This is a genomic window from Streptomyces sp. NPDC056144 (genome assembly GCF_042264145.1).
Lineage (GTDB): Bacteria > Actinomycetota > Actinomycetes > Streptomycetales > Streptomycetaceae > Streptomyces.
Genome location: NZ_JBHJVF010000013.1, coordinates 150,752 through 162,607 on the forward strand (window position 1 = coordinate 150,752; position 11,856 = coordinate 162,607).

The window sequence follows — 11,856 nt, forward strand, 5'->3', positions numbered from 1 at the left end:
GCGAAACGCTGGCGTAGCATGACCAGAAATCGTCCGGTACCCACCGAGGACTGGAACGGAAGGCCGTCCCACCGTGAACGCACCAGCAGCGCCAGACCCCCGAGCCGGGGCCTCCCGGGCCCCTGAGCCCCGAGCCGAGGACCGGCCCGCCCGGCTCACCGTCGGGGTCGTCGGCGCAGGCCGCGTGGGCCCCGCCCTCGCCGCCGCCCTCCGGCTCGCGGGACACCGTCCCGTCGCCGTCTCGGCCGTCTCCGACGCCTCCCGCCGCCGCGCCGCCGAGCTCCTGCCCGACGTCCCGGTCGTGGAGCCCGCCAAGGTCCTGGCCCTCGCCGACCTGGTCCTCCTGACGGTCCCGGACGACGCCCTGCCGGGCCTCGTCGAGGGCCTCGCCGACACCGGAGCCGTACGGCCGGGGCAGCTGATCGTCCACACCTCCGGGCGGTACGGCGTGGGGGTCCTCGACCCCGCCCGCAGGGCCGGCGCGCTGCCGCTCGCCCTGCACCCCGCCATGACCTTCACCGGCACCGCCGTGGACGTCCAGCGGCTGGCCGGCTGCTCCTTCGGCGTCACCGCGCCCGAGGAGCTGCGGCTCGCCGCCGAGGCCCTGGTCATCGAGATGGGCGGCGAGCCCGAGTGGATCGCCGAGGACGCCCGCCCGCTCTACCACGCGGCCCTGGCCCTCGGCGCGAACCACCTGGTCACCCTCGTGGCCCAGTCGATGGAGCTGCTCCGCAAGGCCGGGGTCGGCGCGCCCGACCGCATGCTCGGCCCGCTCCTCGGTGCCGCCCTGGACAACGCCCTGCGGTCCGGGGACGCGGCCCTGACCGGCCCCGTCGCGCGCGGTGACGCCGGTACGGTCGCCGCCCACGTCGCCGAGCTGCGCAAGCACGCGCCGGCCACCGTCGCCGGCTACCTGGCGATGGCCCGCACGACCGCCGACCGGGCGCTCGCGCACGGCCTGCTCAAGCCCGAACTCGCCGAGGACCTGCTCGGAGTGCTCGCCGCCGACGGGACCGGGACCACCGGCACCGGCACCGCCGCGGACGGGCCGCAAGGAGACGACCGATGACCCTGTCCGCCCGCAAGAGCGCCGAGAGCGCCGAGAGCGCCGAGAGCGCCGAGAGCGGCCGGTCCGCCCGCCACGAGCCCGCCGAGCTGGTCCCCACGGCCGAGGACCTCCGGGCCGCCCGCGACCACCACGGCGCCCCCGGCCGCAACGCCGTCGTCATGACCATGGGCGCCCTCCACGAGGGCCACGCCACCCTGATCCGCGCCGCACGCGCGCGCGTCGGCGCCGAGGGCTTCGTCGTCGTGACGGTCTTCGTGAACCCGCTCCAGTTCGGCGCGGGCGAGGACCTCGACCGCTACCCCCGCACCCTCGACGCCGACCTGGAGCTCGCCTTCGACGCGGGCGCGAGCGTCGTCTTCGCGCCCTCCGTCGACGAGGTCTACCCCGGGGGCGAGCCGCAGGTCCGGGTCACCGCCGGCCCCATGGGCGAGCGCCTCGAAGGCTCCTCGCGGCCCGGGCACTTCGACGGGATGCTGACCGTCGTCGCCAAGCTCCTCCACCTCACCGCGCCCGACCTGGCCTTCTTCGGCCAGAAGGACGCCCAGCAGCTGGCCCTCATCCGCCGCATGGCCCGGGACCTGAACTTCCCGGTCGAGATCGTCGGCGTGGAGACCGTCCGCGAGCCCGACGGCCTCGCCCTGTCCAGCCGCAACCGCTACCTGTCGTCCGACGAGCGCCGTACGGCCCTGGCGCTGTCCGGCGCGCTGTTCGCCGCCCGCGACCGGCTCGCCGCCCAGGAGGCGCTGCGCGCGCGTGCCGCGTCCCTGCCCGGCGACCCCGGCCGGGCCGGGAACCGCGCCGAGGCGCTCCAGCGGCTCGGCGAGGCCCGGGCCGCCGCCGACGCCCACGCGGTCGCGCAGGCCGCCGAGGGCGGCGGCGCCGACGCCGTGCGGGCCGCCGCCCTCGCCGTCCTCGACGAGGCGGCGAAGGCCGAGCCGCCGATCGTCCTGGACTACCTGGCGCTGGTCGACCCGGCCGACTTCACCGAGGTCGCCGACGACCACGAGGGCGAGGCGGTCCTCGCCCTCGCCGCCCGGGTCGGGAGCACGCGGCTCATCGACAACATCCCCCTGACCTTCGGAGCCACCAAGTGACCGGAATACGGCTGGACGCGCCCGCCCCGGGCTGGGCCATCGACGCCGACGTCGTCGTGGTCGGCTCCGGCGTCGCGGGCCTCACCGCCGCCCTGCGCTGCACCGCCGCCGGGCTCCGGGCGGTCGTCGTCACCAAGGCGAACCTCGACGACGGCTCCACGCGCTGGGCCCAGGGCGGCATCGCCGCCGCCCTCGGCGAGGGCGACACCCCCGAGCAGCACCTCGACGACACCCTCGTGGCCGGTGCCGGGCTCTGCGACGAGGAGGCCGTCCGGCTGCTCGTCACCGAGGGCCCCGAGGCGGTCCGCCGCCTCATCGCGACCGGCGCCGACTTCGACAAGACCGCCGACGGCGAGATCGCGCTGACCCGCGAGGGCGGCCACCACCGCCGCCGCATCGCGCACGCCGGCGGCGACGCGACCGGCGCCGAGATCTCCCGCGCCCTCGTCGAGGCGATACGGGACCGGGGCGTCCGCACCATCGAGCACGCGCTCGTCCTCGACCTCCTCACCGACGCCGAGGGCCGCACGGCGGGCGTGACCCTGCACGTCATGGGCGAGGGCCAGCACGACGGCGTCGGCGCCGTCCACGCCCCCGCCGTGGTCCTCGCGACCGGCGGCATGGGCCAGGTCTACTCCGCGACCACCAACCCGTCGGTCTCCACCGGCGACGGCGTCGCCCTCGCGCTGCGCGCCGGGGCCGAGGTCTCCGACCTGGAGTTCGTCCAGTTCCACCCCACGGTGCTCTTCCTCGGCGCCGGCTCCGAGGGCCAGCAGCCGCTGGTCTCCGAGGCGGTACGCGGCGAGGGCGCCCACCTGGTCGACGCGGACGGGGTCCGCTTCATGCTCGGGCAGCACGAGCTGGCCGAGCTGGCACCCCGGGACATCGTCGCCAAGGCGATCACGCGGCGCATGCAGGAGCAGGACGCCGAGCACATGTACCTCGACGCCCGTCACTTCGGTGCCGAGATGTGGGCGGAGCGCTTCCCCACGATCCTGGCCGCCTGCCGCTCCCACGGCATCGACCCGGTGACCGAGCCGATCCCGGTCGCGCCCGCCGCGCACTACGCCTCCGGCGGCATCCGCACGGACCTGCGCGGCCGGACGACCGTCCCCGGCCTGTACGCGTGCGGCGAGGTCGCCTGCACGGGCGTCCACGGCGCCAACCGCCTCGCGTCGAACTCGCTCCTGGAGGGCCTGGTCTTCGCCGAGCGGATCGCCGAGGAGATCACCGCCGCCGCGCCGCGCGTGCCCGGCGCCGCCGTGCCGCCCCCGGCCCCCGTGACCCTGCCGCTTCCGGTGGCCGGAGCCCGTACCCGTATCCAGCGGGTCATGACGGCCGGCGCGGGCGTCCTGCGCTCCGCGAGCAGCCTCCGGGACACGGCCGAGGCCCTCGACGCCCTGCACAGCGACGCGCTCGCGAGCGGGGAGTCCGCCGAGGGCGACACCAAGACGTCGGTGCCCGGCGTCGAGTCCTGGGAGACCACCAACCTGCTGTGCGTCGCCCGCGTCCTGGTCGCCGCCGCCCGCCGCCGCGAGGAGACCCGCGGCTGCCACTGGCGCGAGGACCACCCCGACCGGGACGACGCCGCCTGGCGGCGCCACCTCGTCGTCCACCTCACCCCGGAGCGGACACTGGAGGTCCGCACCACCGAGACCTCCGACTTCCCCTCCACCCTCGAAGCCCCCGGGAGCCGTAAGTGACCACGCCGAGCACGCCCGAGGAGAGCCGTCCCGTGCCTGTGGACGTCCCTCTGATCCAGATCAGCGCCCCCGCCGAGGCGGCCGAGGGCGGCTGCGGCGACGGCTGCGGCTGCGGCGGAGAGGGCGAGGAGTTCGAGTGCGGCCTCGACCCCGCGCTCGCGGAGCTCCTCGCGGACGCGGGCCTCGACCCCGTCCAGGTCGAGGACATCGCCCACCTGGCCATCGCCGAGGACCTCGACGGCGGCGTGGACGTGACGACCGTGGCGACCGTCCCCGAGGACGCCGTCGCGACCGCCGACTTCACCGCCCGCGAGGCCGGCGTCGTGGCGGGCCTGCGGGTCGCCGAGGCCGTCCTGTCGATCGTCTGCACCGACGAGTTCGAGGTCGAGCGGCACATCGAGGACGGCGAGTCCGTCGAGGCCGGGGACGTCCTCCTCAGCGTCACCGCCCGCACCCGCGACCTGCTCACCGGCGAGCGCAGCGCCCTCAACATCCTGTGCCGCCTCTCCGGCATCGCCACCGCCACGCGCGCGTGGGCGGACGTCCTGGAGGGCACGAACGCCAAGGTCCGCGACACCCGCAAGACCACCCCCGGCCTGCGCGCCCTGGAGAAGTACGCGGTCCGCTGCGGCGGCGGCGTCAACCACCGCATGTCGCTCTCCGACGCGGCCCTCGTGAAGGACAACCACGTGGTGGCCGCCGGCGGCGTCGCGGAGGCCTTCAAGGCCGTACGGGAGCTCTTCCCCGACCTCCCGATCGAGGTCGAGGTCGACACCATGCACCAGGTCCGCGAGGTCCTCGACGCGGGCGCCGACCTGATCCTGCTCGACAACTTCACCCCGGGCGAGACCGAGGAGGCCGTCGCGATCGTCGCCGGCCGCGCGATCCTGGAGTCCTCGGGCCGCCTGACCCTGGAGAACGCGGCGGCGTACGCGGCGACCGGCGTCGACTACCTCGCCGTCGGCGGCCTCACCCACTCCTCCCCGATCCTCGACATCGGACTCGACCTGCGCGAGGTGCGGGCCTGATGCTGCTCACCATCGACGTCGGCAACACGCACACGGTCCTCGGCCTCTTCGACGGCGACGAGATCGTCGAGCACTGGCGGATCTCCACGGACCCGAGCCGGACGGCCGACGAGATGGCGGTCCTGCTCCAGGGCCTCATGGGCATGCACCCCCTGCTCGGCGTCGAGCTGAGCGACGGCATCGAGGGGATCGCGATCTGCGCGACCGTCCCCTCGGTCCTGCACGAGCTGCGCGAGGTCACCCGCCGGTACTACGGGGACGTGCCGGCGGTCCTGGTGGAGCCGGGCGTCAAGACGGGCGTCCCGATCATCACCGACCACCCCAAGGAGGTCGGTGCCGACCGCGTGATCAACGCGGTCGCGGCGGTCGAGCTGTACGGCGGTCCGGCGATCGTCGTCGACTTCGGCACGGCCACCACGTACGACGCGGTGACCGCGCGCGGCGAGTACGCGGGCGGCGCCATCGCCCCGGGCATCGAGATCTCCGTCGAGGCCCTGGGCGTGAAGGGCGCCATGCTCCGCAAGATCGAGCTGGCCCGCCCCCGGAACGTGATCGGCAAGAACACGGTCGAGGCGATGCAGTCCGGCATCGTCTACGGCTACGCCGGCCAGGTCGACGGCGTCGTGTCGCGGATGAAGCGCGAGCTCGTCGGCCCCAAGGGCGACCCCTCCGAGGTCACCGTGATCGCGACGGGCGGCCTCGCCCCGATGGTCCTCGGCGAGGCTAAGGAGATCGACCACCACGAGCCGTGGCTCACGCTGATCGGCCTCCGACTGGTGTACGAAAGGAACGTGTCCCGCAGGTAGTCCCGCAGGTGGTCCCGCAGGTGGTCCCGCGGGACGGGGACGGTCGGTCGCTGGGCGATCATTCCGACGCGCCGGAATGATCGCTAAGAGAAAATTGTCCGATTAGCGCGTATCGTCGGCCCATGCCCACGCCATACGGATCTCGCGGCGGCATGGCCTTCAGCGCGGACGAGCTGCGTGTGCTCCGCCGCGCCCTTGCCATCGCCCTCCACCCCGCCCCCCTCCAGGTCGAGGACGTCCAGGACTGCCTGCGCCTCGCCGAATCCGTGGACGAGGCGGTAAGCGAGGCCGGCCGGCTCCGCGCCTTCCTCCTCGACGACCTGGCCCGCTACCGCCAGGCCCTCCCCGGATCGCTCACCGGCTACCTGGAGCTCCTCGCGGACGCCCTCGCCGGCGGGTACGACCCCGGTGTCGACGACCTCGCCGCGCTCCGCGCCCTGCGCGCCAACCCGGCCGCCGCCGAGCTGCTCGAACGCTGCCAGATCCTCGCCGAGCGCTCCGTGCGCGCCCGCCTCGCCCGGGTCTCCCAGGCGACCGCCTCCGCCGTGGCCGCCGCGCCCGCCGGAGCGGCGATCGGCTCCCGCGCGCACCTGCTCGCCCTCCCCGGCGGGCGGTCGGCGGCGGACGACCCGAAGCCCAACCCGCCGGCCGGTCCGGCCCCCGCCGAGCGCCCGGTGCCCAAGCCCTCCGAGGTGTTCCCGCCGCGCCGACTCCCCGTACCCCCGCCCCCGCCCGAGGAACGGGTGGCCGGATAGCTACTCTGGTCGGCATGGAATACGTATCCGCGCTCGTTCCCCCCGTCGCGATGGCCGCGTTCTTCATCGCCCTCGTCGTCACCATCGTCAAGACCCAGGGCGGCCCGAACAAGGCCAAGGAGGACGCGGTCGTGGACGCCGCCCTCGCCCGCGCCGAGGCCACCCGTCAGGCGGACGGCACCACCCCCTGACCCCTCGCGGCCACCTCGCGCAGAGGGCCCCGCACCACCGGGACGTGCGACCTTTCGAGGTTGTACGTCCTTTTTGTTGCGTTTCCCGAGGTAAATAGCCGCTTATTCACTCTTTGCGAACTATGGTGACAGTGTGCCCCGTCCATTGGGAGAGCTTGAGGACGCCGTCATGACGCGCGTCTGGCAATGGAACCGACCGGTGACCGTCCGGGAAGTTCTGGAAGACCTCCAGCAGGAACGGTCCATCGCCTACACCACCGTCATGACCGTCATGGACAATCTCCATCAGAAGGGCTGGGTGCGCAGGGAAGTCGACGGCCGCGCCTATCGCTATACGGCGGTCTCCACCCGCGCCGCTTACTCGGCCGCGCTGATGAACGAGGCCTGGGCGCAGAGCGACAACCCCGCGGCGGCCCTCGTCGCCTTCTTCGGCATGATGTCGCAGGACCAGCGCGAGGCGCTCAACGACGCCATCCGCATCGTCCAGCGCGACCCCGTTCCCGGCGGCGACACCGTGCCGGGAACGGGAACCCCCTAGGGAAGTCGGGCGGGGGAGCGATAGCGTCCCCCCATGCCGTCTGAAGCCGTCACCATCCGCAGGGCCCGCACCTCGGACGTCCCCGCCCTGCGCCGCCTCGTCGATCCCTTCATCAAGCGCGGGATCCTTCTCGACAAGGCGACCGTGACCCTTTACGAGGCCATCCAGGAGTTCTGGGTCGCGGAACGCGACGAGGACGCCAGGGTCGTCGCTTGCGGCGCTCTCCACGTGATGTGGGAAGACCTCGCGGAAGTCCGTACTCTCGCCGTCGATCCCGAGTTCAAGGGCGCCGGCATCGGTCATCAGGTGCTCGGCAAGTTGTTGCACACCGCACGTTGGCTCGGGGTACGGCGCGTATTCTGCCTGACCTTCGAAGTCGACTTCTTCGCGAAGCACGGCTTCGTCGAGATCGGCGAGACCCCGGTCGACGGAGATGTCTACAGCGAGCTCCTCCGTTCCTATGACGAGGGAGTCGCCGAGTTCCTCGGTCTCGAACGAGTGAAGCCGAACACCTTGGGCAACAGTCGGATGCTTCTGCACCTCTGACCGGGAACCCGAAGGGGAGCCCTATGTCCGATACGCGCACGTTTCCCGCGTTGCCAGGGTTCTGAACCTCTCCCAGGGGTTTGTGTTTTTCCGGGAAAAGCGGTTTCCTTTCCGCGTACTGCATTTTCGATGAAAGGAAATCCGGTGGCACAGAAGGTTCAGGTCCTTCTTGTCGACGACCTCGACGGCGTCGAGGCGGACGAGACCGTGACGTTCGCGCTGGACGGCAAGACCTACGAGATCGACCTCACCGCCGCCAACGCGGAAAAGCTCCGTGACCTGCTCGAGCCGTACACCAAGAGCGGGCGCCGCACGGGTGGCCGCAGCGCCACCACCCGTGGCAAGAGCCGGGTCTCCGCCGGCGGCAGCGCCGACACCGCCAAGATCCGCGCCTGGGCCAAGGAGAACGGCCACGAGGTCAACGACCGCGGCCGCGTTCCGGCCAAGGTGAAGGCGGCCTACGAGGACGCCAACCGCTGAGGCGAGAGCTGTTGAGGCGCCGGGCCGCGAGCCCGGGCGCTCAGCAGCCGCGCCCGGTGGCACTCCACCGCGGCGGCGGCCACGAGCCGCACCAGACAGGGGGCGTCCGCACGGCCCCACGGCGCGGAGCGCAGCGCCGGCAGCGAGGCCTCGACCTCGCGGCCCGGCTCGGGCGCCCGCAGCCACACAGCGGCACCCGGCGCGCCGGAACCGCCCCGCCCCGGCGGAGGGGGCGCGGTCATCCGGCCGTCGGTGCCAAGGGCCGCGAGGTCCAGCGAGATCCCGCCCCACTCGAGCCAGTCGAGCAGCCCCGGCAGCTCCTCCGCGCCCCCCGGGGCCACGAGGAGCCGCATCCGGCGCCCCATCAGGGCCACGGGCCCGGTCGCCGCGCCCACCCGGCGCAGCACGCCGCGCCCGGCGGCGGCGGGCAGCTCCAGCACGTCGAAGCGCAGCCCGGTGACCAGCTGCACCGGGGGCCCCGGCACGGCCGTCCAGCCGAGCTCGCGCTCGTACCACCGCATCAGACCGCCGTCGCCCAGGCCATCGCCCAAGCCGTCGGCGGCGCCCGTGCCGGTGCCGTCGTCGCCGAGCGGCGAGCGGGGGAGCGGGACGGTGAAGGCCATGACCGGCCAACTTCGCGAACGCCTTCCCGGTTACGCACCCCGCTGACCCAGCGCGCCCACTCGACCACGTACCGTGTCCGAGATGGGGTATTGAGACGCATTCGGCAGCGCAAGGGTGTTCGCTGGTAGCGGAGGGAACCGGGGTGTGCCGCATGGAGTGTCAGTCCCTACGGGTAAGACATTCCTAGTGGAGAGGGGCGACTCGCGGGCTTCGGCGTCTCACGTTCGCCATCGGCGTACTCAAGGCGCGGGTAACTACTTGGCCTGCGGGAACATCGTCTCGCACCATCGGGTTGGAGCATTTGTCGGTTGTTCGGCGGCAGGTCTCCCCGCGGAAGAGGGGTGATCCGGACGGATGTCGGCAGTTGGAATGAGCGGTCCCCGCTTGCGGGACTAAGCTGCGGAAGGACAGGGAGGGGATCGACCCCTAACTGACTGACCGCTCTGAGGAGCGATTAACGATGTTCGAGAGGTTCACCGACCGCGCGCGGCGGGTTGTCGTCCTGGCTCAGGAAGAAGCCCGGATGCTCAACCACAACTACATCGGCACCGAGCACATCCTTCTGGGCCTTATCCATGAGGGTGAGGGTGTCGCCGCTAAGGCCCTGGAGAGCCTCGGGATTTCGCTCGAGGCGGTCCGCCAGCAGGTGGAGGAGATCATCGGTCAGGGCCAGCAGGCCCCGTCCGGGCACATCCCCTTCACCCCTCGTGCCAAGAAGGTCCTGGAGCTCTCGCTCCGCGAGGCCCTCCAGCTCGGCCACAACTACATCGGCACCGAGCACATCCTGCTCGGCCTGATCCGCGAGGGCGAGGGCGTCGCCGCCCAGGTCCTCGTGAAGCTGGGCGCCGACCTCAACCGGGTGCGGCAGCAGGTCATCCAGCTGCTCTCCGGCTACCAGGGCAAGGAAGCCGCCACGGCCGGCGGCCCTGCCGAGGGCACCCCCTCGACGTCCCTGGTCCTCGACCAGTTCGGCCGGAACCTCACCCAGGCGGCCCGCGAATCCAAGCTCGACCCGGTCATCGGGCGCGAGAAGGAGATCGAGCGGGTCATGCAGGTGCTGTCCCGCCGCACCAAGAACAACCCGGTCCTCATCGGCGAGCCCGGCGTCGGCAAGACCGCCGTCGTCGAAGGCCTCGCGCAGGCCATCGTCAAGGGCGAGGTGCCCGAGACCCTCAAGGACAAGCACCTCTACACCCTCGACCTCGGCGCGCTGGTCGCCGGCTCCCGCTACCGCGGTGACTTCGAGGAGCGCCTGAAGAAGGTCCTCAAGGAGATCCGCACCCGCGGCGACATCATCCTGTTCATCGACGAGCTCCACACCCTCGTGGGTGCGGGCGCCGCCGAGGGCGCGATCGACGCCGCCAGCATCCTCAAGCCGATGCTGGCCCGCGGTGAGCTCCAGACCATCGGTGCCACCACGCTCGACGAGTACCGCAAGTACCTGGAGAAGGACGCGGCCCTCGAGCGCCGCTTCCAGCCGATCCAGGTGGCGGAGCCTTCCCTCCCCCACACGATCGAGATCCTCAAGGGTCTCCGCGACCGGTACGAGGCCCACCACCGGGTCTCCATCACCGACGAGGCCCTCGTCCAGGCCGCGACCCTGGCCGACCGGTACATCTCGGACCGCTTCCTCCCGGACAAGGCGATCGACCTGATCGACGAGGCCGGCTCCCGGATGCGCATCCGCCGGATGACCGCGCCGCCGGACCTCCGCGAGTTCGACGAGAAGATCGCCGGCGTCCGCCGCGACAAGGAGTCCGCGATCGACTCGCAGGACTTCGAGAAGGCCGCGTCCCTGCGCGACAAGGAGAAGCAGCTCCTCGCCGCGAAGGCCAAGCGCGAGAAGGAGTGGAAGGCCGGCGACATGGACGTCGTCGCCGAGGTCGACGGCGAGCTCATCGCCGAGGTCCTCGCGACCGCCACCGGCATCCCGGTCTTCAAGCTGACCGAGGAGGAGTCCTCGCGTCTGCTCCGCATGGAGGACGAGCTCCACAAGCGCGTCATCGGCCAGAAGGACGCCGTCATCGGCCTCTCGCGGGCGATCCGTCGCACGCGCGCCGGCCTGAAGGACCCGAAGCGCCCCGGTGGCTCGTTCATCTTCGCCGGCCCGTCCGGCGTCGGTAAGACCGAGCTTTCCAAGGCTCTCGCCGAATTCCTCTTCGGCGACGAGGACGCGATGATCTCCCTCGACATGTCGGAGTTCAGCGAGAAGCACACGGTTTCCCGTCTCTTCGGTTCGCCGCCCGGATACGTCGGCTACGAAGAGGGCGGCCAGCTCACCGAGAAGGTGCGCCGCAAGCCGTTCTCCGTCGTCCTCTTCGACGAGGTCGAGAAGGCCCACCCCGATATCTTCAATTCCCTTCTCCAGATCCTGGAGGACGGTCGCCTGACCGACTCCCAGGGCCGGGTCGTGGACTTCAAGAACACGGTCATCATCATGACGACCAACCTCGGGACCCGGGACATCTCGAAGGGCTTCAACCTCGGCTTCGCGGCCCAGGGCGACACGAAGTCCAACTACGAGCGGATGAAGGCGAAGGTCAGCGACGAGCTGAAGCAGCACTTCCGTCCGGAGTTCCTCAACCGTGTGGACGACATCATCGTCTTCCCGCAGCTGACGCAGGAGGACATCCTCCAGATCGTCGACCTGATGATCGGCCGCGTCGACGAGCGCCTCAAGGACCGGGACATGGGCATCGAGCTCTCCCAGTCCGCGAAGGAGCTCCTCGCCAAGAAGGGCTACGACCCCGTGATGGGCGCCCGGCCGCTGCGCCGGACGATCCAGCGCGAGATCGAGGACACGCTCTCCGAGAAGATCCTCTTCGGCGAGGTGCGCCCCGGCCACATCGTGGTCGTGGACACCGAGGGCGAGGGCGAGGAGCGCACGTTCACCTTCCGCGGCGAGGAGAAGTCGGCCCTGCCGGACGCCCCGCCGATCGAGGCGACGGGCGGCACGGGCCCGAACCTGTCGAAGGACGCGTAAGGCGTAGCCGCACGCAAGGGGCGGCCCCGGAACTGGCAA

Annotated in this window: 12 protein-coding genes; 11 read left to right on the forward strand and 1 reads right to left on the reverse strand. The window is 72.0% G+C overall.

Translation table 11 applies throughout. The features are described 5' to 3' along the window. The first annotated feature begins 73 nt into the window (after positions 1-73). The 10 genes from ACFC0Z_RS30080 (at position 74) to ACFC0Z_RS30125 (ending at position 8,210) form a co-directional block, all read left to right on the forward strand. Positions 74-1,069: a Rossmann-like and DUF2520 domain-containing protein gene (locus ACFC0Z_RS30080; protein WP_376444514.1), complete on the forward strand. Its 996-nt coding sequence runs from the start codon at positions 74-76 to the stop codon at positions 1,067-1,069. Further along, complete coding sequence (panC, locus tag ACFC0Z_RS30085) at positions 1,066-2,163, forward strand: pantoate--beta-alanine ligase (RefSeq protein WP_376444516.1); 1,098 nt, start codon at positions 1,066-1,068, stop codon at positions 2,161-2,163. Before ACFC0Z_RS30080 ends, panC begins: the two co-directional genes overlap by 4 nt. Further along, on the forward strand, positions 2,160-3,866 hold the full coding sequence (locus tag ACFC0Z_RS30090; protein ID WP_376444519.1) for an L-aspartate oxidase: 1,707 nt from the start codon (positions 2,160-2,162) through the stop codon (positions 3,864-3,866). The genes panC and ACFC0Z_RS30090 overlap by 4 nt, the downstream gene beginning before the upstream one ends. Before the next feature lie 38 nt (positions 3,867-3,904). Beyond that, complete coding sequence (nadC, locus tag ACFC0Z_RS30095) at positions 3,905-4,894, forward strand: carboxylating nicotinate-nucleotide diphosphorylase (protein ID WP_376444624.1); 990 nt, start codon at positions 3,905-3,907, stop codon at positions 4,892-4,894. Continuing rightward, on the forward strand, positions 4,894-5,700 hold the full coding sequence (locus ACFC0Z_RS30100; RefSeq protein WP_376444522.1) for a type III pantothenate kinase: 807 nt from the start codon (positions 4,894-4,896) through the stop codon (positions 5,698-5,700). Before nadC ends, ACFC0Z_RS30100 begins: the two co-directional genes overlap by 1 nt. 152 nt (positions 5,701-5,852) lie before the next feature. After that, the gene (locus tag ACFC0Z_RS30105; protein WP_376444627.1) at positions 5,853-6,455 is read left to right on the forward strand and encodes a hypothetical protein; all 603 of its coding nucleotides are present in this window, start codon (positions 5,853-5,855) and stop codon (positions 6,453-6,455) included. A 14-nt stretch (positions 6,456-6,469) separates the two neighbouring features. Continuing rightward, the gene (locus ACFC0Z_RS30110; protein WP_360811505.1) at positions 6,470-6,646 is read left to right on the forward strand and encodes a hypothetical protein; all 177 of its coding nucleotides are present in this window, start codon (positions 6,470-6,472) and stop codon (positions 6,644-6,646) included. Positions 6,647-6,779: 133 nt separating this feature from the next. Then, on the forward strand, positions 6,780-7,184 hold the full coding sequence (locus ACFC0Z_RS30115) for a BlaI/MecI/CopY family transcriptional regulator (protein WP_376444525.1): 405 nt from the start codon (positions 6,780-6,782) through the stop codon (positions 7,182-7,184). 33 nt (positions 7,185-7,217) lie between these two features. After that, complete coding sequence (locus tag ACFC0Z_RS30120) at positions 7,218-7,730, forward strand: amino-acid N-acetyltransferase (protein WP_376444528.1); 513 nt, start codon at positions 7,218-7,220, stop codon at positions 7,728-7,730. A gap of 144 nt (positions 7,731-7,874) precedes the next feature. Continuing rightward, positions 7,875-8,210: an Lsr2 family protein gene (locus ACFC0Z_RS30125; RefSeq protein WP_376444530.1), complete on the forward strand. Its 336-nt coding sequence runs from the start codon at positions 7,875-7,877 to the stop codon at positions 8,208-8,210. On the opposite strand, the gene ACFC0Z_RS30130 is transcribed toward ACFC0Z_RS30125, so the two are convergent. Further along, on the reverse strand, positions 8,189-8,833 hold the full coding sequence (locus ACFC0Z_RS30130; RefSeq protein ID WP_376444533.1) for an SCO3374 family protein: 645 nt from the start codon (positions 8,831-8,833) through the stop codon (positions 8,189-8,191). The genes ACFC0Z_RS30125 and ACFC0Z_RS30130 overlap by 22 nt on opposite strands. A 461-nt stretch (positions 8,834-9,294) precedes the next feature. Here ACFC0Z_RS30130 and ACFC0Z_RS30135 point away from each other — a divergent pair, with 461 nt between their 5' ends. After that, positions 9,295-11,817 carry an ATP-dependent Clp protease ATP-binding subunit gene (locus tag ACFC0Z_RS30135; RefSeq protein ID WP_376444536.1) on the forward strand — a complete coding sequence of 841 codons (2,523 nt, stop codon included), beginning with the start codon at positions 9,295-9,297 and terminating at the stop codon, positions 11,815-11,817. The last annotated feature ends 39 nt before the right edge of the window (positions 11,818-11,856 follow it).